Below are 22,604 nucleotides of genomic sequence, written 5' to 3'. Positions count from 1 at the left end.
CCCCGTGGCCGGAGCCTTCCGTACCGCCCCGGTGCACCCCGCACCGGGGCGGTACGGCGGACGGGCGCCGGACACGGCGAACAGAGGACCCGAGTGAAGACCGACGCGGAAGCGGAGTTCAGGGCGTTCATGGCAAGCCGCTGGCACCGGATGCTCAGGACCGCTCACCTGCTCACCGGACACCACCACGACGCGGAGGACCTGGTGCAGACAGCCCTGGCGAAGGCGTACGCCCGATGGGAGCGGGTGAGGCGCAGCGACGATCCCGACGCCTACGTCTGGCGCATCATGATCAACGCCAACCGGGACCGGCTGCGCGTGCCACGGGCCCGGGAGTGGCTGACCAACCGCTTCCCCGAGGCGGCCGCATCGGAGAGGACCGACTCGATCACCGAGCATTCCGCGCTCATGGCGGCCCTGGCCCGGCTGCCGCAGCGACAGCGGGCGGTCGTCGTCCTGCGCTACCTGGAGGACCGCAGCGAGAGCGAGGTCGCCGCGCTCCTGGGGACCCGGGTGGGCACGGTGCGCAGCCACGCCGCCCGTGCCCTGCGCAAGCTCCGCGCCGAGCCGGCCGTGACCGGATGCGACCGCGGCCCTGCGCCCTCGGAGCGGAGCGAGGCCGCGCAGGAGGGGGTCCGACGTTGAACGAGGACGACATGCGGCTCGCCCAGGCGCTCCACCGCGCGGCCGACGCCTTCCCGGTGAGCCCGGCCCCCGTCGACGAAGTGGTGCGCCGGGGCCGGGTGCTGAGCCGCCGTCGCCGCTCCCTGGCGGGCGGTGCCGGGGCCGCCGCGCTGCTGGCGGCCATGACCCTCGGGGCGCTCATCGGGGGAGGCACGGGCGACGGTGTCGCACCGGCGCCACCCGCCACCGCCGTGCCCGGCCCGCACGCGACCGGCTCCCCACCGCAGCAGGGTGCGCGGACGGTGCGGGCCTACGAGCAGGTGCCGATCGGGCACGGCCTGCGCATGGCGCTGCTGCCGGAAGGGCGGCAGAACTACGTCGTCGGCCAGGGTGACCTGACCCCGTCCATCGAGCTCGCCCGGGCCCATGCGGGCGGTGACAGCCTGGACATCGGCGGCATCAGCGCCGGCACGACCACGGTGGAGCAGGGAGTGGTGTACACGGGTGCGTTCCGCACCCGCACCGCGCCCGCCCGGGTGGTGGTCCAGGTCGGCGACGGCACGCCGCACGAGGCCCAGCTGCTCGTCCTGCGGGGCGACCCGGGCTGGGGTACCTACCACGCGTTCCTCGACGGTGTGCCTCAGGACGCCACGATCACCGTCACGGCGCTCGCGCCGGACGGACAGGTCCTGGCCCGGCTGCGCGCGGAAACAGCACGCTGAGGCCGTGAGCTGCCACGAGGTGTGCGGCGTCCCGCGGGTCGGTCCCGGTCGTCGTCCCCGGTGCCGCGGGCCGGCCCGGCAGACGACGGGAGCGAGGGATCGAGGGATCCGGCGATGCGTCCTCAACGGCACGGATGCGGCAGCCCGGCGGCGGTCGCCGGCGGGGGTTCTCCGTGAGGGCGAGTCCGTCGGCCGGGTGGTGGACCTCGCGGAACCAGCCGCCCACGCCCACGGCCCGAGGAGCCGAGGGCCGCGGTGCTCGACGGCGAGTCGTGGGGCAGCCGGCCCGGGCGGTCAGACGTGCGCGATCAGGGCGTAGCGTTCGTCGGTCACCGGGCCGCCCCACAGGGCGGCGTCGGCGCTGAGGGGTTCGATGCGCAGGTCGCCGACGAGCGGGCGCACCGCCTCCGCCAGGTCGTCGGCGGTGACGCCCTGGTGCCAGGGCAGGGCGTCGGCGCCGGCGACGTAGGGCACTGCGCCCTGTCCGGCCTCGCGCCAGCGGCCCTCGATCAGGACCAGGAGGCCGCCGGGGCGGACGCGGCCGGCCCATTCGCTCAGGGCGGCCTGGGGGTCGGGCAGGGTCCACAGCAGGTGGCGGGAGAGCAGGACGTCGAACGCCTTCCCGCCGGTGGGCGGCCGGGCGGCGTCCCCGACCAGGAACCGGCCCGGAAGACCGGCGGCTGCCAGCTTGGCCCGGGCGGCCGCGACCATCTCCGGTGCCAGGTCCACCCCGGTCACCCGGTGTCCGGCCCGGGCGATCAGCTCGGAGAGCGATCCGGTGCCGCAGCCGACGTCCAGCACGTCCGCCGGGTGGGGCGGGAGCCAGGCGGTCAGGAGGTCCGTCCACGCGGCGCGGGTGTCCGCCGCCTTGAGGCCGTGGTCCGGCTCGTCGTCGAAGTCCGGGGCGGCGGCGTCCCAGTAGGCGCTGATGGCGGCGGCGAGGTTCGTCATCCGGTGATCCTCCCAGTCGCCTGCGACACCGCCGGGGGACGAACGCCGTGGTGGGCGAGGGCGGCGTGCGGGTCGTGGCCGGCGGTGGGGGCGGGGTCGGTGTGGACGGTCGCGGCCGTCAACCGTGGGACCGCGTGGATCAGGGCGTGCTCGGCGGCGACGGCCAGCTCGTGGGCCCGGACGACGGTCAGGCGTGCGTCGACGACGATGTCGGCTTCGGCGCGCAGGGCGTGGCCGATCCACCGCATCCGCACCTGCCCGGTGTCCAGCACCCCTTCCACATCCCGCAGCGCGCGCTCCGCCGCGTCGACCAGGGCCGGGTCGACGCCGTCCATCAGGCGCCGGTAGACCTCGCGGGCGGCGTCCTTGAGGACCAGCAGGATGGCGGCGGTGATGAGCAGGCCGATGACCGGGTCGGCCGCCCGCCAGCCCAGCGCGGCGCCGCCAGCTCCCAGCAGGACGGCCAGGGAGGTGAAGCCGTCGGTACGGGCGTGCAGACCGTCCGCGACCAGCGCGGCGGAGCCGATCCTCCTGCCCGTGCGGATGCGGTAGCGGGCGACCCACTCGTTGCCGACGAACCCGGTCAGCGCGGCGGCGGAAACGGCCCACAGGTGGGTGATGTCGCGGGGGTCGAGCAGCCGGTCGACGGCCACCCAGGCGGCCAGGACGGCGGACGCCGCGATGGTCGCCACGATGAGGATGCCGGCCAGGTCCTCGGCCCGTCCGTAGCCGTAGGTGTAGCGGCGGTTCGCCGCCCTGCGTCCGAGCACGAACGCGATTCCGAGCGGGACGGCGGTCAGCGCGTCGGCGGCGTTGTGGATCGTGTCGCCGAGCAGCGCCACCGACCCGGACAGGGCGACGATCACCGACTGGACGACGGTGGTGAGACCCAGGACGGCCAGGGAGATCCACAGGGTGCGCACCCCCTCCCGGGAGGTCTCCATCGCCGTGTCGATCCTGTCGGCGGTCTCGTGACCGTGCGGCCGGGCCAGATGAGTGATCCGGTGCCGCAGCCGGGCCGGCCGCGAACCCCTGTGGTGGTGGTCGTGGACGTGCGTACGGGTGTGCCGATTCCCCTCCATGGGGCTCACCGTGGCACACGAATCCGATTGCGGCGACAGCCGTCGTACATGGTGTGACCAGGTGCGACGTCCTCGCATCAGCGCGTCCCGGGCATCTGGCCACAACCCCCTGCTCACGCCCCTCCTGCCGCCCGGCGTCCGCCGGACAGTGCCCTTCTCCGACCGACGAAAAATGGGGAGCGGAAGATCCGGCGGCGCCCGGGTGACCGGCGGGTCCCGGTCCATCTCCTCAGCGGCTGGACCCCACCCGAAGTCGTTCGACGGGCGGCTGGACGAGGAGTACGAGCGGATCCGGGCCGAGCGCGGCAGGAGCTCGGTGGAGCGGGCGTTGGTGCCGCGGTTCCAGGACCTCGCGGCACGCCTGCGGAAGGCGCCCGCCCGGTAACGGAAGACGGATCCCCGAGGAGGAGGACCCGGCGCACGGCCGACCGTAGGGGTTGACGCCCTCCTACTGCGCGCGCTCGGTGCCCGGCCCGAGCGTGCGCCGGCCTTTCCGCTCGGCGAGATCCTGGTGCTCGTCCTCCTCCAAGGGCGCGGAAAGGGCGATGCGTTCAGCCGGCAGGAGCCGCGGAGCGGGGGCAGTCGTCGGCGTGTTCCTGATGCTGCTCGGGCCGGTGCCGAGTCGACGTCGTGCGGTGTTCACCGGTGGAGCCTCCCACGCGCGCGTGACGGCCGCCGAATCCGGTCGCGGGTCGCCGTGGTCGAACATGAGGTGCGACCGCTTCGATCGCGCGCGAAGCGCGGCGGTTCTCCATGCTCGGGCTCCCCGGGCAGGGGGTGAAAACCCGTTGGCCGGCGCTGAGCCGGACGGGCTGGTGAGGCATGTGGTGTGGCGCGGCGGCTGACGCGTCCGGTGGGCATGGAGGACGTCACCATGATGGCCACGGCCGCCGACGATGGGGGCACACGCACGAGAGTGGGCACCGCCGGGCCGGAGGCCCGAAAAAGAGGCGTGTGAAGCTCCGTACCTTCCCCGCCTTTCCCCCACGCCTCCCCGTTTCTGGAACAGAAACATATAACTTGCTCCGCTCTGAGGGCTTTTGCCGATCGCTCCACGACCCGCCTTATCTGTCCCCAGCCGGGCGGGACCCCGGAAGGGACGGCGGCCACTGTTGCGAGGCTGACCCGTCGGTGCGGTCTGGTCGTCACCACCCGGAGGGACCAGGTGAAAAACCCTCATGGAGGTTGGTCATGACCAAGAAGCCCGCGCACCTCGCCCTCGCGATGCCGGACGCAGGAAGCCTCCGGTGTCCGAAGACGCCGGGGGCTCCTTGCCGGTGAGTGGCCACGAGGGTCACAGGCCGCGGGCGTCCGCGAGGTCGGCCGCCTCGCGCAGCACGCGCAGCGGCGTCCGCGGGTGGGAGAAGGAGTCGTTGAACTCGGGCACGGAGGCCGTGCCGGGGAAGCGCCGGCGGATGGCGTCCAGGAGGACATCGAGCGCGCGGTGCTCGATGCCGGGGCCGGGCGCCACGGCGTGGATCGCGCCGTAGAGACAGAGGGATCCGTCCTCGTCGCGGCGCTGCCCCGCGCACCAGCCGCCGGTCTCCAACCGCGTGTGCGCCAGGTGCAGGACGGTGGCGACCGGGGTGGTGTACGAGGTCGGGAGCGGTGCGGGCTGCGGGTCCGGCAGGGCGTCGGGTACGCGGACGACGTCGGCCCAGTCGACGGGTTCGGCGTCGATGTGCGAGTCGATGGAAAAGGCCAGGGAGGCGGTCTCCAGCCGCAGGGTCATCTCGGCCTCCACGGCGGCCAGGCGGGCCTCCAGCCCGAGCGATGCCGGGGGAGCAGGTGGGGTGGCGCCGGGTGTCCTTCCGACGGCAGTCCGGGGGGAGGGGGAAGCGTTCATCGCGTCGTCTTCCTGTGAGGGGCCGGGGTCCCGGAGAGCGGCCCCCGGCCCCCTGGCGCGTGCGGGGTCAGGACGGGTAGTGAATGCCGCCGCCGCAGGTGGTGACCTTGTCGTCCGGGGTGAGCTGGGAGACGGCGCTGTCGACGCTGCCGGTGGTCGGCCCGCCCTCGGTGCCACAGCCGGCATCCCGGCGGGTCGCCTTGAGCGCGAGGCCGTCGGGGTGGTCGGCGAGGACCGTGAGGATGTGTTCCTCAACCGTCACAGGGGGCAGGTCTCCTCCTCGTCCGGCACGTCGTCGGCGTCGTCGTCCTGATCGACGTCGTAGTCGGTGTCGGCGGCGGCCGCAGCCTGGCCGTGGCGATCGGCGTACGCGCGGCCGGCCGCGTGGACCTCCTACGGGACGAAGGCCGGCAGCGGGCAGGCGTCCCGTCCATCGGCTCTTCGAGCCGCGGACAGCGGCCGTCGGCCTTCTTGGGAACGAAGGCACGGAAGAGGATCGCCTCGCCCTCGGTGATGAGCCGACTCATGCCGAGCCGGAAGACGACCCGGTGGATGAGGATGCGGCGGTGGCCCGGGTCCTCACGGAGGCGGGCACCGGCGGAGGCGGTCGCCGATGGCGCCTGTGCCCGACCTGTCGCAGGACACGCGTCCGACCGCGCGGAACGCGTGACGGCTTCGGGTCAGGACGGTGGCCGCCGGCCCCGCACAGGCATGCCGTGTACGGGGCCGGGAGCGGGCACCGGGCCGGACGCGCTCCGCGGCGTGCGGGCCCCGTGCCGGCCGCCGCGGTTCCCCGGCCGCGTCGGGCGACGCGTCACGCCCGCGCCGCACGGGCGGCGAGCCGGGAGCAGCCGTACGCCGACGTGTCGCTCAGGCGCCCGCCCGTCCCGCGGTGCGCCAGGGCACGAAGGCGTTCGTCAGCCCCGCGAGGACCGTTCGCAGCTCCGGATGGTGGCGCAGCAGCACCGTGACCATGGTGTTGTCGTCGATCCAGGCCATCCCGGCCCTGGAGTACACCTCGGGCGTGTAGTACTCGGTGAAGAAGCGGTCGCTGTTCAGCCGGCGGGAAGCCATCAGGATGAAGATGCGGAACGCCGTGTCGCTGAAGGCGAATCCCCGGGGCAGTTTCTCCGCGAACATCCCGATCATCAGGTCGACCTTCTCGATGTCGCCGTCGTACAGCCGCTCGATCTCCGCGGCCCACGCCGGGTCGTCCGTCAGGTCCTCGAACGTGGCGGCGGGCTCCAGGCGCAGCAGCCGCCGGAACTCGTTGTAGCGGGGGACGCCCAGCTCGCGGTTGCGCAGGATGTCGGTCGCGGCGAGGTCCTGCAGGTGTCCGTCCGGGCGTTCGAACTCCTGGAGGAACTTAGGGAAGTTGTGGAGGGTGACCAGTCCGGGGTGGAGCGTGCCGAAGCTGTAGAGCAGGTCGGTCATGGACGTGGCCCCCATGACCTCCAGCGCGCCGGGGCCGGCGATGTCGCGGAAGGTGCACCGGCGCAGGCTCGCGTCGTCGGCGGCGGAGCGCAGGTGCCAGTCGTCGCGGACGAGCGGATGCATGCGGTAGACCGCCGCGAACTCCTCGGTGAGGGAGTACGGGATGCCGTAGTGGTCCGTCTCGCCGCCGGGGATGCCGCTGACGACCTCGCTGCCGCTGAGGCGGCCGAAGAGGCGGTGGACGCGCTCGCCCGCGACGCCCCACCAGTTGGCGCGCAGCGCCGTGACGGTGGTGGGGTGGCTGATCACGGCCGGGGTCCACTCCACGGTGTGGATCTTGGCGAGGAGCGCGGCGTTGACCAGGCGGGCGCGCTGGAACAGTTCCTCGTCGTCCCAGGACGGATACGCGGCGTGCAGGTGGTCGCAGATCGCGTTGTGCTCCCGGGCGAACAGGTCCTGCATCATGGCCAGGCCCAGCCAGAATCCGGGGACGCGCGAGGGGTCGCGGGAGGGGTCCGCGGGGACCGGGGGCCGCCCGCCGTCCCCCACGTGCAGCTTCCCCAGCTCGCCGGTGCGCAGCAGGCGCTGTTCCTGCTCGCCGGTCCCGTAGATCTGGGAGGCGTCCCACCAGTGGGAGGAGACGTTGACGCGGGTGTCGGGCGTCCCGGCGGGCGCCTGGGGGTCACGGGTGGGGTCGTCCGGCGTCCGCATGATCTGCATGGGGCGTTCCGGCCACGGGTCGTCGTCCATGAGGGGCACTTCCCACGGCCGCTCCACCGGGCTCGTGCCGTGGCTGAACCAGTCGCGGACCATGAACTGCAGCCAGGCGGCCACCAGGGAGTTCACGGATTCCGCAGGGATCAGGGAGTCGCGGGTGAGCAGGGCGCGGCTGATCTCGCGCGGGTTCGGGCGGGACAGCACGTCCTCGGGTGCGGCCGGCGCGATCCGGTCCAGCGGGATGTTCCGGCCGAAGCGGGTGCCCGCCATCCCCATGCGCGGCTCGCCGGGATCGTTGTGGCTGCCGTCGGCGGTCCTGTCGACCCGGTGGCGCGCGGAGGGGGGCGCCGGGTCGGGGAGGCCGACGGAGGGCAGCCGGCCGGTGTCGTGGAGGTTCTTCTGCCGGAGGCGGACGCGCAGTCCGAGGAGGACCAGCAGGCCCGGGACGACCGGCAGCCGGTCCCAGCCGACCCGCCGGTCGACGGCGCCGGCGGCGGCGGTGACGAGCCGCCAGGCGAGGGACGTGCGGTATCCGGGACCGGTGCGCCGTCCGGCGCGTCGCTGCAGGGTCATCGCGATACTCCTTGGGGGATCCGGTCGGTTCGCGTGGGGAAAGGGAGGCACCGGTTCCGGAGGTGGGCGCGGCGTCGGAGGATCCTGTGATCCGGAGGGGGACCGAGGCGTCCTCGGTCCGCAGGTGCGGTCGACGCCGCGGGAGCGGGGACTCCTGTCCACCGAAGGCCGCGAACGGCCGCGTGGACGTCTGCCCGGCGATCCCACAGGGGCAGGGTCGTCGCCGCACGCCCGGACGCCGGCCGGACGCACCCGCCGGGGCGCCGCGCGGCTCGGCGGGAGAGGCACCGCCCGCTCCGACCGGGCCACCGGCCTCCAGGTGCCGCGCCCTGCCACTTCCGCTCACCCTACGCCGCTCCGCCGCCCCCGGCGACACGTCGGCACGCCCCCGGGTACCCACCACAACCGGCCCCTGACGCGCGGACCTGGGCTCCCGGCCCGGCGCACGGCCCCTTCGACGGCCATCGCCGAGGCCGCGCCGCCACCGCGTTCCTCCGGCGCCTACAGCCCGGCGAACGTCAGGGCCGTCGCGATGACCGAGCCGGCGACGACCGTGGCGAAACCGGTGTCGTGGTCCTGGCCGAGGAGCGTGTCCCCCGGCGTGTGGTACTGGCGGGTGCCGGTGCCGGGCGCGCCGTCGGAGGTGGAGAAGAGGTCCTCGGAGACGGCGACGGCCGCCCATGCCCGCTCGTGGAAGCTCGCGTGGTCGCTGCGCCCCCTGGCCGGGTCGTCGCGGCCCGTGGAGGTGCCGGATCGGCGTCCCGCCGCAGCGCGGCAGGGCCTCCGCGATCCGCCGGCTTGTCCTGCAGGCCCCGGGGTCTCGTCATCGCGAAGGCACTCGGCTGTCACGCCGAGACCGCCACCCGGCTGGTCACCGAGGCTGGCGGAACCTGGAGCCGGTACGCCCCTGGCGGTCACAATCGGTGACCGCCGGAGGACGGAACTCAGGCAACCGACGCCCTGAAAGGATCGGTGGGGATGATCTCTGCCTCGTCGAAGAGCTGCTCCAACGCCTCGTGCCCGTGACGCCTGCGGAACTCGATCTCGGCTGTCGTCACGGGCAGGGTCCACAGGATGCGGGCGTGGCCCCCGGGAACGGGGCAGTGCTCAAGGTCTGGTCCGTGGAGATAAGGCAGGCTGATCAGCAGGTGATCGCAGGCTGACCCCGGCACCCACGGTTCACCGATCGGCATGCTGTGCTCCAGGTCGAGCTGATGTCCTCCGCAGTGGTAGTGGGCGATCATCGCCATGAGCTCGATGAACCGCTGGTCGCGGACGTAGGCGGTCATGACGAACTCAAGGCCGTGACCGTCCTTCTCCATCGCGGCCCAGCACCCGGCGGTCACATAGGCCCAGCTGTCGCTGCGGGGACCGGGCGCCACAACGAGAACTCGCAGACCGGGTGCCACCTCTCGCCGTTCCGGCCCGAGGTCGTAGTCGACGACCTCCACGGAGTGCCCTTCGAAGAACGCCCGGAGATGTGACTCAACGGCTTCCGCGGCCAACACCCTCGCATCACTCACCGCGCGATCATCCCACCGCGATCGACCGTCCCTGACGGCTTATTCAGCGTCATGGGGCTGCCGACCTCAGGTCCGCACTGTGAAGGAGGCGTTCGGCGGCCAGGTAGCGGGAGAACTCCAGAGGCTGGTCGAAGCAGGCCTTGAGGTGTTCTGCCGCGCTCTCCTGACTTTTCACGAAGGTCCTGCTGACGAAGGCAGCCAGGCCGCGGCCACGGCGTCGAGCGCGCCGGCCACTGCCGCCGCCGCCGTCTTTTCCGCCTGGACCGCGGCCACGACGAACCCGATGAGGAGCACGAACCCGTGGCTCTGGTCGACAGGCGTCCCGGATCCAGCGCCAACCGCTGTACCGATGTTCCCCAAGGCCGGACGCGGACCGCCCGCTGCAGGGCTTCGCCGCGGCTGCCCCTATTTGAATTCCACCCGTCCGGCCGGGGCGGCCCCCGTCGTCAGCGCCTCACAGGCCGCCTGCCAGGCGTGGTCGTCGGGCTGGAACTGGGTGCGCAGGTAGGCCGAGGTGAGGCGTGCGAGGGCGGCGACCCGCTCGGGGCTCTCGTCGGTGGTCTCGTCGGCGTCGTATCCGCTGATGCCGCCGAGCAGGTGCTCGGCGCCGAAGAGGGTGAGCAGGGTCTTGGGTGCGGGGGCGAGGCGGTAGGGGTCGGTGTGCCAGTCGGGGCCGACGTCGGTGAAGTGCTTGGAGTCGTCCTGGTCGCCGGCGACGACCAGGGTGGGCGTGGCCATCGTGGAGAAGTCGGTGGTGTGGAAGAACGGCGCCATCTCGGCCATCGGTCCGTTGAGGACGGCGCCGCCCCTGCCCGGTGCGGCCAGCAGCACACCCGCCTTGATCCGGGGCTCGGTCAGGTTCACTTCCTGCCCGGTGTCGGGGTCGGCGCTGCGGGCGCCCAGCAGGAGGCCGGCGGTGTGGCCGCCGAGGGAGTGCCCGGCGACCGCGATCTTGTCGTGGTCGATGCGCCCGGCGAGCTGCGGCACGGTCTTCTCGATCTCGTCGAGCCGGTCGAGGATGTGGCTCATGTCCTCGGCACGGGAGCGCCAGAAGAAGGGGGCTCCGGGGGTGTCGGCGAGCTGACGGCTCAGTGTGCGGGAGCTGAGGTGGGTGGGCTGGATGACGACGAACCCGGCTGCCGCCCAGAGATTGGCGATGGGCGCGTACCCGTTCAGCGAGGACAGGTTGTTGGAGCCGCCGTGACCGTGGGAGAGCAGGATGACCGGCAGGCCGGTCCCGGTGGCGGGTGCGGAGACACGGACCTGGAGGTCCACGGGCCGTCCGGGCACGGACAGGACCACCGGGCTGTACGACAGGACGGGGGCGGGCGAGCCGAAGGTAGCGGCGGTGTCGGTGGATGCAGTCATGACGAGGGGGGTCCCTTCTGGAGCCTGCGCCGTTGCCGGCACCAAGCCGGGCGGTGGCAGGCGAGTGGTCAGGCGTGTCCGACCTCAGCTAACCTGAAACGGAGCGCTGCTCCGTTTATTATTCGGAGCGGTGTTCCGCTTTGTCAAACGGTGATGGAAAGGAAGCCTCGTGTCCGCCGAGAGCCCAAGCGGGAAGGCGTCGGCCCGAACCAAGCGGGCCGACGCGGTACGCAACCAGCAGGCGCTGCTCAGCGCCGCCGCCGAGGTCTTCGTCACCTCGGGTGTCGACGCGCCGATCCGCCAGATCGCGGCCAAAGCGGGCGTCGGGATGGGGACGATCTACCGCCACTTCCCGACCCGGGCGGATCTGGTCACCGCCGTCTACCGTCACCAGATCGAGGCATGCGCCGAGGCAGGCCCAAGCCTGCTGGCCGACGCCGACTCTCCGCTCGAGGCGCTCCGCCAGTGGATCGACCTCTTCGTCGACTTCCTGGTCACCAAGCACGGACTCGCCGACGCCCTGCAGTCGGACAGCAGCCGCTTCGCCGCGCTGCACACCTACTTCCTCGACCGCCTGGAACCCGTGTGCGCGCAGCTGCTCGGCGCCGCGGTCGACGCCGGCGACATCCGGCCCGGCACGCAGCCCTACGAGCTGATGCGCGGCATCGGCAACCTGTGCATCGGACGCGACAGCGACCCGCGCTACGACCCTCGCCGATTGATCGAACTGCTCCTCCAGGGACTCCGGCAACCCCCGCCTGCCTGACGGAACGAAAGCGAGAAGACCAGCACCCGTGTGCGGGTGCGCCCGCAGTTCGAGGAGGCGCTCCGCACCGCCCGGGAGATCAAGGCGCACGCCCCGCACTGCCGGGTCGTCTTCACCGTGTACGAGATGAAGCGGCTGTGCCGCGACGCCGCCGAACTCACCGCTCTCGCCGACCACCTCACTGCGCACGACCTGGTCCTGGAGATGCTTGCCGGGCCCCTGCCCGGTATCCACGACCCCACCGGTGCGGCACCGTTGCTGTTCGCGTTCTTCGCGGCGATGGCGGAGACCGAGCGGGAGAACATCCGGGAATCGACACCGGAGGGGCTCGACACCGCCTCCCGCAAGGGCAAGCACGGCGGCCGACCGCCGGTCGTCACCGACGACATGTCGCACACCGTGCTGCGGCGGAGGGCGAACGGGGAGTCCGTCGAGCAGATCCAGCCCGACTTGATCATCCCCACCGGCAAGCGCAAAGGGCAGAGCCTCTCGGCGGCGAGCATCTGCCGAGCGCTTGCCGCGCACGCCGAGCGCGAGGCGTACCCCGAAGCCGTCGAACAGGCCCACGCCGACTTCGCCGCCCTCCAGACCGGCGAACTCCCCGGCCCGCGCATGGCGACGACGGAACCCGCTCGGTGACGCGGTACTGCGTCAGCCACTACCGCTAATTCCCGTTCCGATGCGCCTCAAGGGCCAATGCCGTCTACGCAGGTGCTAACGAGTCTTCCGAGTGATCCGTAGCCCGAGACCGTAGCGGCGGCTGTGCTGCGCTGGTTGTGACGGGCATGCGCACAAAGATCACGATGTCTGCCACCGTCGTTGCCGCGGCCATGGCACTTCTGGCCGGGACCACCACAAACGCCGGCGCCGACGTGCGGCATGGATCGTGCGGCGGCTCCCGCCAGCCCAAAGACCGGGTATGCCTGATGGCAGAAGACCCGCAGGACCCGATCCTGTACATGCACATCGAGACCCGCAAAGGACACGACTGGGCATGGACCGACGGAATGGTCGCCGACGGCGGCCACCTCTGGATGGAGACCCGCCACCAAGGGAAGACCACGCGGAAGTTTGACCGGCGGGCGCCCTCCGACGGGACGTCCGCCATGACACGGTTGTCGACGCCGGCGGTGTACGACGGCCCCGGCCACCAGGCCCGCGCCTGCGCCGACGGACCCCGCGGTCAGCACAAGACCTGCACCCGCTGGTACTGAGGTAACTGCAGCTCTGCGACCGGATCTGATAGCCGCAGTCGGGAGGCTAGTGGCATCCCTTCCGCAGGTAGGGCCAGGTCTTCGAGCCGACGATGCCGTCTGCCACGAGCCCCGCGTTGCACGCGGAGTTCATCATCTTCTGGAAGTTAGCTGCTGCGTCCTTGGACTGTGGCCCGAAGATCCCATCGATCGTCCCCGGGTCGGGTCCCATGTAGTCCAAGAGACACTGAGCCTCCTTGCCAGCAGCCGTCACCTGCGTGGATGACGGGATGACCGTGTTGCCGCTGTAGTAGCCGGCCGTATAACCGTTAGCGGTCTTGGTTATGCGGCACGGGTACACCGCAGAGGCATCACTCTCCGCGGCGACAGCAACTTCACCCGTAATTGCCGTCCCCAGAACAGTGAGGGCGGCCGCCACGGTCGTGATGCACCCCCGGGAGATGCCGAAGATCGGGTTCATGGATGCTCCGTTTCTGACAGCGTGAAGATGGCGGGTGCCGCGCATCATCGCTGCTCGTCCGCCCGCATGCACCGCCATGGAGTGGTAGGGGTAGCGGGTTGAGGAACCTCCATGCCAGATCGTGCGCTACGCCTGGGTCGCTGCTGGCAAGCACCTGGCGGGTCGCCGACACCGGCACGGTCGTGAAGGCGTTCCACAGATAGTGCGCCGCTACTGTGCTATCCGTCAGTGAACCGTTTTCATCCTGAATATGTGCAGGTCAGTAGGGTGTGGACGGCTTGGACTGCTGTGCCGATGCGGCGGGTGGAGCAGCGGGCTCGCCGAAGCAGTCGCCAGGTCTTGAGCTGGGCGAAGGCGCGTTCGCCAGGGGCCCGCAGTCGGGCGTGGTCGCGGTTGAACTGCTGGTAGTGCTCGGGTTGTTCGCTGTGGTGGTAGTACGGGGTGCGGAAGGTGGCGCCGGCACCTTGGTAGGCGCGGTCCGCGAGGACGAGGATCTGCCGGGTCAGGCAGGCCTGGACAATGCCGTGGGCACGAGCCGCGGTCAGATCGTGGGCGCGGCCCGGTGTCGCACGGGAGAACCACAACGGGGTGCCGTCCGGTCGCGCGACGACCTGGACGTTCATACCGTGCTTACGGTGCTTCTGGGAGTAGTACGGCTGGTCCGCGGCAACGCGGTCGGTAGGGATGAGCGTGCCGTCGACGATGACGAAGTCTCCCTCGCCCAGGCCGACGAGGGCCTCCTGGAGGCCGGGTGTCCAGGAGGCCAGGACCTCGAGGGTCTCGTCCACGTATCGTCAGGTGGTCGTGGTGCAGACCCCGAAGCCCGCCGCGAGCTGGGGCAGCGTCTCGTTCTTGCGCAGGTGCACCAGCGCCAGCAGCGCCTGGTGGAAGCAGCCCGGCTTGCGCCATCTCGTGCCGCGTTCACACCTTCGGGCATGGATCAGCCACGAGACATGCTCGACCAGCTCGTAAGGGACGTCGAGCGTGGCTCGATACGGGACCAAGCGAGGCTCCTCGGACGAAGCGTGGTGCGTAAAGAACACCACCGCAACGACCAGGAGCCTCGCCTCGTCACACCACCCCGCTGACCTGCACCATCACCCCTGCAGGACAGGATGAAAACGGTTCAGTGTGAGCTGCGTGAACCGGGCCCGTTATCTGTGGTAACGCCGTTGGCGCTGGCTCCCGGTCCGTTGCTCCTCGACCGCGTCCCAGTCGTCGTTATCAGCGCGCAGCTCCGGGCTTACCACCAAGCGGTGGAGTTGGAGGAGTTGCAGGTGCTGAGGGCCGAGGTTACGTAGCAGGCGCGGAAGGCAACGGCCGAAGAGGAACTCGTCCGATAGCCCTGGGTGTAGTTGCGGCTGCTGGCGGACTGGATGTTGGCGTAGTCCCAGACGTAGCCGCCGAGGGAGACCTCGAAGCGGATGTAGTCGGACGAGCCATAGTTGAGGATGCGTCCCCAACCGTACTGCGCACCGTTGCACGTACCGTAGCGGACCTGGACTTGGCGCCCGAGAATTGTCTTCTGGGTCGCCGTGGCGGTGTTGGTGCAGGAGTTGGGGTTGCTCCACCATTCGGAAGCGGCGGTCGCTGGAACTGAGGCCAACATAGTCGTGGCTGCGGCAGCGGCACACATCGCTGCGATGGATCCTATCCGACGCGCCTTGGCGCGGTGCTTGGACATGCCCACTCCTCTTCGTGGAAGTGACTGACGTAACTGCTGGGTATAGCGCGGCGTACAGCCGGTCGTCCTCCTCCCTGCCACCGTGGTGGCAGGGAGGAACGTCAGGTGTCAGAGGACGCACCCGCCCGACGTTTTCGTTTCAGACCCGGAAGAGGATTAGTATCCGCGCTTCCAAGCCGAGCAGGTTTCGTTGCTTATCGGACCAGCACACACCTGGAATTGATCGATGCTGCCTCCGTCGGCCGGCTTCTCCGAACCGCAGCCGTCACTGCTTCCGTTACCGTCTCCGACGTAATCGAGAGATCCCTTGGAGGTGATGTACCACGCACGTACACCAAGGTTGTCGGCCTTCACGTCACAGGCCCGAATTGCGGTGCTACCGCTCGTGCCGATCCGCCTGCCCAGGGTCGCGGCGGTCCTGCGGCGCATCGCCTTCGACGTCGAGGAACTGGCTCGCGCCCGGAGTGTGGAGGAGCTGCAGGCGGCCAAGGTCGCCGACGACCCGAGGGCCGAGCGGCGCCGCAGGCTGGCCGAGCCGGACCTGAGCTACGCCGAGTACTGCGACCGCACCAAAACGCCCTGGCGCTCCACGCAGCAAGGGGAACTCGCGTGGGCTGCGTACCAGGCCGAGCGCCGACGGCGCGGGGAAACCGACGAGGACCCCTTCGAGGCGTAAAACCCGTTCCACCAAGGCCGCCACTAACCAGTGCGCCCGAAGCGTTCAGGAAACTAAACGCCGTAGCGGTGATCCCTGCTCGGATACTCCTCGGACCCCGGTCAGCCGGGCATTACGGTGGGACACGAAGACCTCCACTGTGGGTGAAGCCTAGACACCTCCACCACACCGGAGGTCTTCGCCATGATCAAGACCCGGCGCCGTTAACAACGCTCGTGATCAATACACCTAGTTGACGAACTTGCCACGGCAGGTGTCCTCTCCGATATCGTCCTCACATACGTAAAAGACTATGACCCTGTTTGCGAAAGTGCGGCTACCGCACCCACCCTGAGATCCATTACTGTCGCCCACCTTGTACCAGGTAGCGCTGCCGTAAATCTGGAATTTTCCGTAGACGCCGTTTCCGTCGTTCTCCATGTCGCAGGCTTCGACCCAGACCTTATCGTCGCCGACGCTGGCGTAGTCGCTTCCTTCGAACACGCGCACCACTGCTGCGTTGGCCGGCATGGCCGCCGCCAACATGAGAGTACCCGCGGCCGAAAAGACGGCCGCCGCCTGTGCGAATTTTCTCATCATACATATTCCCTTCAGGCTGATTGGTTCACCCTTGCCGCCGGAAATGCAACTGCCATCAGCACAAGTAAGCGATTACCGAAACAAGAGGGTGCTGAATTGTCAACGTGTTTTTTCGAAACGCATTTTCGGTGCAAAGAATTGCAGCGGCATGCTGTGAATTCTTTCCGGTGTCTTAAATTCTTCCTGCCAAGAGCCTGTGACGCCACAACTTTCCATCGTGACCGAAAAACCCTGGCCAACAAGGGTACGACCTGTACATACTGAGCCGAGGTCAGGGCCTAGAGGGACTGTCGAGGCGAGTAGGGATGTCGTGCTTCGAATTCATTTCACTGATGATGATCTGTCTCGGATCCGGTTCGCTGCGAAACCCGATCCGCTGTGGGAGACAGTGCTCAGCTTGACCTTGCTGGGTAACGCTCGAGGCCGAGTGGTCTTCAATCCCTGGCGGAGCCAGGTTCAGACAGAGTTGGAGCAGTTACCTCGGGAGCAGTTACTGCTGCTGCGTCGCCTAGTCCCTCCCGTGGGAGATTTCCCGGATTTTCTGACCCCGTTGCAGGCACACCAAGGCATCGAGGCGGGCATCGACGCGGTGCTGTCCGTCTCGCGCCGACGACTGCACAGGGAACTGACGGACCTCCCTGGTCTGCCGTCGTGGATCCGTCCGCTGGCCAACGGCGACTCCCAAGGGCTTGCCAGGCTTGGCCGGGCTCTACGTGACTACCACCGCCACGCGATAGCCCCCTACGAGTCGCGTATGAGAACGCTCGTCGACGCCGAGCGGGCGGTGCGCGCCCGTGCCCTGCTCGACCACGGCAGTCAGGGATTGCTGGCCGACCTCGGACCGTCCATGCGGTGGAAGCCTCCGATACTGGAGGTGACCTACCCTCTTCAGCGCGATCTTTACCTCAGTGGGCGGGGTCTGCTCCTGATTCCCTCGGCATTCTGCTGGCAGGTGCCTGTCACCCTTATCAACTCAGAGCTGCCCCCCGTGCTGGTCTACCCCCTGCCTCGAACACCCGGCTGGTGGGCCGGTCCTACTGGCAACGACCATCCACGGGCTTTGGCCCGCCTCCTCGGCCCCACCCGCGCCGCTTGTCTGCGCGTGATCGAAGACGGCTGCACCAATGGAGAACTCGCCCGTCGTACCGGCACCGCCCCGGCCACCGCCAGCCAGCACGCCAGCATCCTGCGTGAAGCAGACCTGATCACTACCACCCGACACCACAACACGGTTCTGCACACCCTCACTCCACTCGGCGCCGCACTCCTCCACGCCACCCCCCGCCCTTGAGTCTCAGGGCGTGTCGCCGGACAAGATGGACCGCTCCACCATCACCCGTGCCATGGAGAGGTGCGACCGCTGCTCGCCGAGCGAGGGTGCACGGTGAGCCCTGGCCTTCGACTACGGACTCTGGCCGAAGTCATCAATCATCTTGGTGCCAGCGGGAAGACCGGGATCATCGACGGCACCGAGATCCGGGTCCGCCGGCCAGCCGCCGGACGGGAGTGTCATGAATTAGGCGGGAACTTCACCGGACGGTCGGCGACGTGTCGCTTGCCACCGACGGGACGGCCGCGGACGGTGCGGGCATGAGGAGAACGCCGGAGTCCATGGACGGGCTGAGCCTGGACCTGCTCGACGCGCTGACGCTGCTGGCCAAGGAGAAGGTCCGCCACGGCGGGCTGCGGCTGGTCGGCGAGGCCGGTCTGCTGCCCGCGATCACGCAGCACCTGATGCAGGCCGCTCTGGAGGCCGAGCTGGAGAAGCACCTGGCCGCCGAGGCCGAGCGTGCCGGTGGGCGGGGCTCGCGTCGGGCGGCAATACTGCCCGGTCCGCCTCGGGGTCAGAAGCCGCAGTAGTTGCCCGAGCCCCACGAGCCGCCGTCGGGCAGCAGAGAGTCCTTTACCCACCCGAGCGTGTTGTCGTTGAGGTTCCAGACATACGTCCAGGTGCCGTTCTCGCCGTATGTCCAGCAGTAGTACATGAGCGTGTCCCGGTTGTCGGCCCAGCCCTTAACGCCGCAGGCAGTGCTGGAGCCGCTGCGCATGTTGGCGGAGACGCCAGACGGCATCGTCGCATTGGTGCCGTCCTTCGCCGGACCCGTCTTGCCGCAGGCGGCGGCTGCCGACGCCGGTCCCGCGCTAGTCACGACCAGACCTGTCGGCACGGTGAGTACCCCTATCGCCAGTGCCGCCAGCTTCGCGCGATGTGCTGCTCGCATGTATCCCCTTTCCCGATGAGCCCACGTGCCCTTGACGTAGGCATGGCAGAAGCATGCAGGGACGGCGTCCTGCCCGGAAGGACAACTCTGAGCCATCTGCCAGGGAATGACGTGTTCCGCACTTATCACCGAAACGAAGGTGCTGAGCTTTGCATGCCGAGACTCCCAAGCCCAAGATCAATCTCATCGATAACCGCTGCATCGATGACCGTGCTGCTGAACACCTCGGGGGGTGCTGGCCTGCTCATCCAGGTCCAGCGGAATACGCGCCACGAGCGTCGACCGTCCTCGCAAGGCTTCACCCAACGCAACTGTACGGCCCCGCGTTCACCCACACTGGTGGCATCCCCGCAAGATCACCGCCATTTGCAGCTGGTGACAGCGTTCTTACCAGCACCCCGAGTTGACGGCGCACGTCCCTCCTACCTGCTCGTTGGCATCGGGCTGTGCCAGGTCACAGGCCGATGCCGACCAACGGGCTGTTCTTCACGCGGTCGACGTCGTCGAGGTAGCGGGCGAGGACGCGGGAGCCGTCGGCCCAGCCGCCGGCGCGAGCGATCTCAAGGGGGTCATGCCCGGTGGTGCGGGCGGCGGTGGCGAAACCGCGGCGCAGGGAGTGGCCGGACCAGGCTCCGGTGAGACCGGCCGTGACGGCCAGGCGCTCGACGACCTCGGCGGCGGCCTCCGCGGTCATCCGCCCGGCCGGGTCACCGATCCGGTGGCCGCCGCGGGTGAGCGGCGGAGCCATGCGGTCCCACCGGTCGACGCGGACGAACAGCGGGCCCTCCGCCCGCCCGGCGTCTGCAAGAGCGGCGAGGTAGGTCTGCAGGGCGCGGACCGGACAGGTGGCCGGGTCTGTGCCGTACAGCACCGCGTTGACCGTGTGCTTGCGGACCTTCTTGCGGTACAGCGTCACGTCGAAGCCGTGCTCGCTCTCCACGGCGGCCGCCTGGTCGAGGGCGACGAGCTCGGAGACGCGGGCCGCGGTGGCGAAGCCGACGAGGATCAGGGCGGCGTTGCGCTTGCCGGCGAGGGTGGTGCGGTCGGCGTGGGCGAGCATGGCGCGGATCTGCTGCGGCAGGGCCGCCGTCGCCTGCCTCGGCTGTGCGGCCGCGGCCTTGGTCTCGGCGAGGTGGTCCTTGTAGGCGTTGAGGACGGCGCGGGCGCCGCGCATGTTCGGCTTCGGGTGGTTCTGCTCGAGGTGCCAGGAGGTGACGGCGGCCAGTGCGCGTTCGATGGTCGCCGGACCGGCGGGCTTGCCGGTGCGCGGGCGGGGGGTGACGGTCAGGTACCTGACCCACTCGGCCATCGTCTCGCCGGAGGCCGGCACCGCTGTGCGGCTCTCGGCGGTGCACCAGGTGGTGAACGCGGTGCGGTCGGCGGTGTAGGCGCGGCGGGTGGAGGCGGCGACGCCGGCCGTGATGGCGGCGGCCGTCTCGGCGGACATCTGCCGATCCCGGGCCGCGGGCACGACGACCGCGGTCGTACCGGCCGGGTGGTCGTCGACCAGCTCCGCCTCGACGACGTCGGCGCCTGCCGCGAGGGGCGTCACGATCGCGTTCTCCGGCATGTGGTCCCCCGTCAGTTCTGGCTCTTGAGAAGGAACATTATCAAGAGCCAGAACAGAGCGGGTTGGGGTGAACGGCTGTGCCAGCAGCGTGGCACGTAGTGACCGGAGGGCGACCTTGCACCGGTGCAGAGCGGACGCGCATGCAGGCCATTTGTGCCGCCGTACACCGTCACCGTGACGGCTTGGCGCAGGAGTAGAGGAACTGTTCTCTGGATGCCCAGACCGAGACCGGGAAGGACCGTCGAATGCCCGCAGAGGGCGCCCCCGTGAGCAGATCCCAATCCAATTAGTCATACAAATGCGACTTGTTGGGGAGTGAATGATCAATTCCGATTTTGGATGGATCATCATTTTCGGTGTGAGATGCGCTACTCCCGTCCGGGGGGATGGCACTGCGGCCCACGTCTACTGCCTGGCAATCTCGCAGCTAAAACTACTGTCAGTTCGCAGTGTTGACTCTAAGGAGTGCCATGCGTGCGCTCTTGATGGCACTGGATGCCACACGAGGGGTTCCTCCAGGGCTAGTTGGCGAGCACCTGCACCTCCGTGCGGCCGAGTAGAGTTGCCCTCCCATCGATCGCCTCTGAGGTCTCGCGAGCCACTCGTGCCCTCGCGCGAGGACCACGAAGGAAGTGGGCCTCGTCCACCGGGCCGCGAAATCCGCGGCCCTTTGGAGGGAGGCGAGCGATCATGGCGAAGCGCAAGCGGAAGCCACGGGAGAAGCACTGTCGATGCTGCAGCAGGCAGGACCGGGTCTACCGATCCGTTCGCTGGCTGGGGCCGGTTCGCGCGGGCTACGAGTTCGTGCGGGATCACCTGCCCTGGTAACGCGCAGAACCCCGACCTAAGGGCCGGGGTCCGAGCTGCAATCGGTGTGCGGGAGGGGCCTCACCTGTTCGCTGGCCGGCGGGGGTGAGGTCCTCTTCTTTGTCCGAATGCTGTTACTGCCCGGTATGCAAGCGTGACGATCAAAAGTGACATGGGTCACACCAAGGCCAGGCGATGCCCCCCATCTTGCCTTGCATTAATGGCGATGTGCACCCGCCGGTCGCAATTCGAGCGGAGCACGGCGCATCGCAAACAGGTCTACCCAGCTCATTCGGGATGCCTTCAGCGTAGCTAGTGACTCGTATCACACGATCCGGTGAAGGGCGGCACACCTGGACGGGTGGCCGTTTCAATGCCTATTCCAGGTGCGCGTGCTGTGAAGAGTTGCGGAACACATTCTTCCATCGTGGCGGCGCACACAGTGAGCTTCTTCAGCGTTGCCGCTCCAGGGTGAGGACGGCCTTGGCGATTGACGTCATGCGGTTCGGACTGCATCGAGCCTTGCGGAAGATCCGCCAGGACTTCAGGCGGGCCACTCCACCGGCGGGTCACGGCCGCCACGAACAAGGTCGAGGCGTTCAACGGCTTCTCCCAGTGGATCGGCTTCGGCAACGGCGGCGTCATCACCGACAACGACCCCGTCGAGCAGGAGAAGACCGCGAAGTTCAACTCTCTGCTCACGAACGCGGTGATCTTCCACAACGCCCTGGACATCGCCGAGATCGTGCGCCAGCTCCAGGAGGAGGGCCACGTCGTCGACCCCGAGGACGTGGTCCACATCTCGCCGTACCTGACCGAGCACATCCGCCGCTTCGGCGAATACTCCACCCACGAACTCGGTCTTGAACCGGAGGCGTACGACCCGCACCTGGACGTCGACTTCAGCCCGCTGCGCGCAGACGGTCAGGCGGAGGCCGACGGCTACGGCCAGGCAGCGTGACCTCGGCGGAAGGGTAACGAGTGGTCGTCGGATCGCCGATGGCAGGATCGGGCCATGGGATTGAACATGGTGGTCGGGGTCCTCGTCGACGCCGAGGACGACGACTACGCCGAGATGGTTCGCGCTGACTTCGTGGCGATCGGCGAGCTACTGGAGCGTGCGGGAGCGCGACAGTGGACCGAACCCGACCTCGATGAGGAGGAGGGCGCGGAGTTCGAGGCATGGGGTTACTCGGGCCTGCACACCGTTCGCCGTCTCGCTGTCCACCTTGCAGCGGGCGGGCGCCTGCCCGAGCCGTTGGACGGCAGCCAGCGGGCGACCGATGACCCGCTCCTGGGCAAGGTGTACGAGGCTCTCCCGAGTGATCCTCCTGGACCGTTCGACCATCTGGTCCATCATTCGGACTGCGAAGGCTACTACGTCCCCGTCGACTTCGCCCACGTCATCGTGGACGAAAAGGCACCGGGCGGCTACCTGGGGTCTTCGGTGCGTCTGCTGGAGGAAGCCCGTCGACTCGCTGAAGCCCTCGGCCTTCCGGAAGACCTCGATCCGCACTCCGAAGAGGTCTTCGAGGCCGCCGATGCCGAGAAGCCGGCCACCGAAGGGTGGCGACGCTACGGCGTCGAGTCCTATGTATGCCTGCAACTCCTCCACGCTGCGAAACTCTCGATCTCGACCGGAGCGGCCATCGCCTTCACCTGACAAGGTGTCGTCAAACGAACGAATGACGACAGGCGCGGCGGGCGTCCAATGAGCTTCTTCGAGGTGGGCCCCGATCAGGTGACCCCAGCCGAACGCAACGATCGAGGCCCCCAGGCTGTTGAT

24 protein-coding genes and 4 pseudogenes are annotated in these 22,604 nt (G+C 69.3%); 12 read left to right on the top strand and 16 right to left on the bottom strand.

Annotated elements, in window-relative coordinates:
- Nucleotides 1-93 precede the first annotated feature (93 nt).
- Both A2U95_RS26335 and A2U95_RS26330 read left to right on the top strand, forming a co-directional pair.
- A complete protein-coding gene (locus A2U95_RS26335; protein ID WP_166027509.1) occupies nucleotides 94-645 on the top strand; it encodes a SigE family RNA polymerase sigma factor in 552 nt (183 codons plus the stop codon).
- Complete coding sequence (locus A2U95_RS26330; protein ID WP_166027507.1) at nucleotides 642-1,346, top strand: hypothetical protein; 705 nt, start codon at nucleotides 642-644, stop codon at nucleotides 1,344-1,346. The genes A2U95_RS26335 and A2U95_RS26330 overlap by 4 nt, the downstream gene beginning before the upstream one ends.
- Before the next feature lie 294 nt (nucleotides 1,347-1,640).
- Here A2U95_RS26330 and A2U95_RS26325 read toward each other — a convergent pair whose 3' ends face one another.
- Together A2U95_RS26325 and A2U95_RS26320 are read right to left on the bottom strand one after the other, a co-directional pair.
- Nucleotides 1,641-2,297, bottom strand: coding sequence for a class I SAM-dependent methyltransferase (locus A2U95_RS26325; protein ID WP_166027505.1), 657 nt, complete (start codon nucleotides 2,295-2,297; stop codon nucleotides 1,641-1,643).
- Complete coding sequence (locus A2U95_RS26320) at nucleotides 2,294-3,379, bottom strand: cation diffusion facilitator family transporter (RefSeq protein WP_166027503.1); 1,086 nt, start codon at nucleotides 3,377-3,379, stop codon at nucleotides 2,294-2,296. Before A2U95_RS26320 ends, A2U95_RS26325 begins: the two co-directional genes overlap by 4 nt.
- 172 nt (nucleotides 3,380-3,551) lie before the next feature.
- On the opposite strand from A2U95_RS26320, the gene A2U95_RS26315 reads away from it, so the two are divergent.
- The gene (locus tag A2U95_RS26315) at nucleotides 3,552-3,764 is read left to right on the top strand and encodes a hypothetical protein (RefSeq protein WP_166027501.1); all 213 of its coding nucleotides are present in this window, start codon (nucleotides 3,552-3,554) and stop codon (nucleotides 3,762-3,764) included.
- 63 nt (nucleotides 3,765-3,827) lie between these two features.
- Here A2U95_RS26315 and A2U95_RS26310 read toward each other — a convergent pair whose 3' ends face one another.
- The 7 genes from A2U95_RS26310 to A2U95_RS26280 all read right to left on the bottom strand — a co-directional run bounded on the left by A2U95_RS26310 (nucleotide 3,828) and on the right by A2U95_RS26280 (nucleotide 10,840).
- The gene (locus tag A2U95_RS26310; RefSeq protein ID WP_166027499.1) at nucleotides 3,828-4,022 is read right to left on the bottom strand and encodes a hypothetical protein; all 195 of its coding nucleotides are present in this window, start codon (nucleotides 4,020-4,022) and stop codon (nucleotides 3,828-3,830) included.
- A 651-nt stretch (nucleotides 4,023-4,673) separates the two neighbouring features.
- Entirely contained in the window at nucleotides 4,674-5,225 is a 552-nt protein-coding gene (locus A2U95_RS26305; RefSeq protein ID WP_166027497.1) for a DUF6197 family protein, read from the bottom strand.
- 67 nt (nucleotides 5,226-5,292) lie between these two features.
- Entirely contained in the window at nucleotides 5,293-5,487 is a 195-nt protein-coding gene (locus A2U95_RS26300; protein ID WP_166027495.1) for a hypothetical protein, read from the bottom strand.
- Nucleotides 5,488-6,095: 608 nt separating this feature from the next.
- Nucleotides 6,096-7,949, bottom strand: a complete 1,854-nt coding sequence (locus A2U95_RS26295; protein WP_166027493.1) for a peroxidase family protein — start codon at nucleotides 7,947-7,949, stop codon at nucleotides 6,096-6,098.
- Between the two features lie 501 nt (nucleotides 7,950-8,450).
- A complete protein-coding gene (locus A2U95_RS26290) occupies nucleotides 8,451-8,798 on the bottom strand; it encodes a zinc-binding metallopeptidase family protein (RefSeq protein WP_240958146.1) in 348 nt (115 codons plus the stop codon).
- Nucleotides 8,799-8,893: 95 nt separating this feature from the next.
- The gene (locus A2U95_RS26285) at nucleotides 8,894-9,472 is read right to left on the bottom strand and encodes a suppressor of fused domain protein (protein WP_166027491.1); all 579 of its coding nucleotides are present in this window, start codon (nucleotides 9,470-9,472) and stop codon (nucleotides 8,894-8,896) included.
- Nucleotides 9,473-9,877: 405 nt separating this feature from the next.
- Entirely contained in the window at nucleotides 9,878-10,840 is a 963-nt protein-coding gene (locus A2U95_RS26280; protein ID WP_166027489.1) for an alpha/beta hydrolase family protein, read from the bottom strand.
- A gap of 169 nt (nucleotides 10,841-11,009) precedes the next feature.
- Between A2U95_RS26280 and A2U95_RS26275 the strand changes: the two genes are divergently transcribed.
- The 3 genes and pseudogenes from A2U95_RS26275 to A2U95_RS26265 all read left to right on the top strand — a co-directional run bounded on the left by A2U95_RS26275 (nucleotide 11,010) and on the right by A2U95_RS26265 (nucleotide 12,820).
- Nucleotides 11,010-11,606 carry a TetR/AcrR family transcriptional regulator gene (locus tag A2U95_RS26275; protein ID WP_166027487.1) on the top strand — a complete coding sequence of 199 codons (597 nt, stop codon included), beginning with the start codon at nucleotides 11,010-11,012 and terminating at the stop codon, nucleotides 11,604-11,606.
- Nucleotides 11,607-11,630: 24 nt separating this feature from the next.
- Nucleotides 11,631-12,245: pseudogene (locus A2U95_RS26270) on the top strand (recombinase family protein); the annotation flags it as partial.
- Between the two features lie 146 nt (nucleotides 12,246-12,391).
- On the top strand, nucleotides 12,392-12,820 hold the full coding sequence (locus A2U95_RS26265) for a hypothetical protein (protein WP_206283068.1): 429 nt from the start codon (nucleotides 12,392-12,394) through the stop codon (nucleotides 12,818-12,820).
- A gap of 46 nt (nucleotides 12,821-12,866) precedes the next feature.
- On the opposite strand, the gene A2U95_RS26260 is transcribed toward A2U95_RS26265, so the two are convergent.
- The 3 genes and pseudogenes from A2U95_RS26260 to A2U95_RS26250 form a co-directional block, all read right to left on the bottom strand.
- Entirely contained in the window at nucleotides 12,867-13,280 is a 414-nt protein-coding gene (locus A2U95_RS26260) for a peptidoglycan-binding domain-containing protein (protein ID WP_166027481.1), read from the bottom strand.
- A 239-nt stretch (nucleotides 13,281-13,519) separates the two neighbouring features.
- A pseudogene (locus tag A2U95_RS26255) lies at nucleotides 13,520-14,284 on the bottom strand (transposase family protein).
- A gap of 239 nt (nucleotides 14,285-14,523) precedes the next feature.
- On the bottom strand, nucleotides 14,524-14,964 hold the full coding sequence (locus A2U95_RS26250; RefSeq protein ID WP_166027479.1) for a hypothetical protein: 441 nt from the start codon (nucleotides 14,962-14,964) through the stop codon (nucleotides 14,524-14,526).
- A gap of 385 nt (nucleotides 14,965-15,349) precedes the next feature.
- Between A2U95_RS26250 and A2U95_RS26245 the strand changes: the two genes are divergently transcribed.
- Nucleotides 15,350-15,640 carry a hypothetical protein gene (locus tag A2U95_RS26245; RefSeq protein ID WP_166027477.1) on the top strand — a complete coding sequence of 97 codons (291 nt, stop codon included), beginning with the start codon at nucleotides 15,350-15,352 and terminating at the stop codon, nucleotides 15,638-15,640.
- 228 nt (nucleotides 15,641-15,868) lie between these two features.
- Here A2U95_RS26245 and A2U95_RS26240 read toward each other — a convergent pair whose 3' ends face one another.
- Nucleotides 15,869-16,219 carry a hypothetical protein gene (locus A2U95_RS26240; protein WP_166027475.1) on the bottom strand — a complete coding sequence of 117 codons (351 nt, stop codon included), beginning with the start codon at nucleotides 16,217-16,219 and terminating at the stop codon, nucleotides 15,869-15,871.
- 388 nt (nucleotides 16,220-16,607) lie between these two features.
- On the opposite strand from A2U95_RS26240, the gene A2U95_RS26235 reads away from it, so the two are divergent.
- The 3 genes and pseudogenes from A2U95_RS26235 to A2U95_RS26230 all read left to right on the top strand — a co-directional run bounded on the left by A2U95_RS26235 (nucleotide 16,608) and on the right by A2U95_RS26230 (nucleotide 18,079).
- Nucleotides 16,608-17,510: an ArsR/SmtB family transcription factor gene (locus A2U95_RS26235; RefSeq protein WP_240958169.1), complete on the top strand. Its 903-nt coding sequence runs from the start codon at nucleotides 16,608-16,610 to the stop codon at nucleotides 17,508-17,510.
- 25 nt (nucleotides 17,511-17,535) lie between these two features.
- Nucleotides 17,536-17,723, top strand: a pseudogene (locus tag A2U95_RS33000) (transposase family protein); the annotation flags it as partial.
- Nucleotides 17,724-17,809: 86 nt separating this feature from the next.
- Nucleotides 17,810-18,079 (top strand): hypothetical protein, encoded by a 270-nt coding sequence (locus tag A2U95_RS26230; protein WP_166027471.1) that lies wholly within the window; start codon nucleotides 17,810-17,812, stop codon nucleotides 18,077-18,079.
- Here the strand turns inward: A2U95_RS26230 and A2U95_RS26225 are convergent.
- From A2U95_RS26225 to A2U95_RS32995, 3 genes and pseudogenes are all read right to left on the bottom strand, one after another.
- Nucleotides 18,064-18,441 (bottom strand): SH3 domain-containing protein, encoded by a 378-nt coding sequence (locus A2U95_RS26225; protein ID WP_240958141.1) that lies wholly within the window; start codon nucleotides 18,439-18,441, stop codon nucleotides 18,064-18,066. The genes A2U95_RS26230 and A2U95_RS26225 overlap by 16 nt on opposite strands.
- Nucleotides 18,442-18,895: 454 nt before the next feature.
- Nucleotides 18,896-20,011, bottom strand: coding sequence for a site-specific integrase (locus tag A2U95_RS26220; RefSeq protein ID WP_166027469.1), 1,116 nt, complete (start codon nucleotides 20,009-20,011; stop codon nucleotides 18,896-18,898).
- 1,259 nt (nucleotides 20,012-21,270) lie between these two features.
- Nucleotides 21,271-21,378, bottom strand: a pseudogene (locus tag A2U95_RS32995) (IS5/IS1182 family transposase); the annotation flags it as partial.
- Between A2U95_RS32995 and A2U95_RS26210 the strand changes: the two are divergent.
- Together A2U95_RS26210 and A2U95_RS26205 are read left to right on the top strand one after the other, a co-directional pair.
- Nucleotides 21,333-21,779: a Tn3 family transposase gene (locus A2U95_RS26210; protein WP_420857056.1), complete on the top strand. Its 447-nt coding sequence runs from the start codon at nucleotides 21,333-21,335 to the stop codon at nucleotides 21,777-21,779. The pseudogene A2U95_RS32995 and the gene A2U95_RS26210 sit on opposite strands and share 46 nt — an antisense overlap.
- 54 nt (nucleotides 21,780-21,833) lie before the next feature.
- The gene (locus A2U95_RS26205; protein WP_166027467.1) at nucleotides 21,834-22,481 is read left to right on the top strand and encodes a hypothetical protein; all 648 of its coding nucleotides are present in this window, start codon (nucleotides 21,834-21,836) and stop codon (nucleotides 22,479-22,481) included.
- Nucleotides 22,482-22,604 lie beyond the last annotated feature (123 nt).

The organism is Streptomyces chilikensis, assembly GCF_001642695.1.
In the GTDB taxonomy this organism is placed as follows: Bacteria; Actinomycetota; Actinomycetes; order Streptomycetales; family Streptomycetaceae; genus Streptomyces; species Streptomyces chilikensis.
The sequence above is the reverse complement of the archived record's forward strand: the minus strand, read 5'-3'. Positions and strand labels throughout refer to the sequence as shown.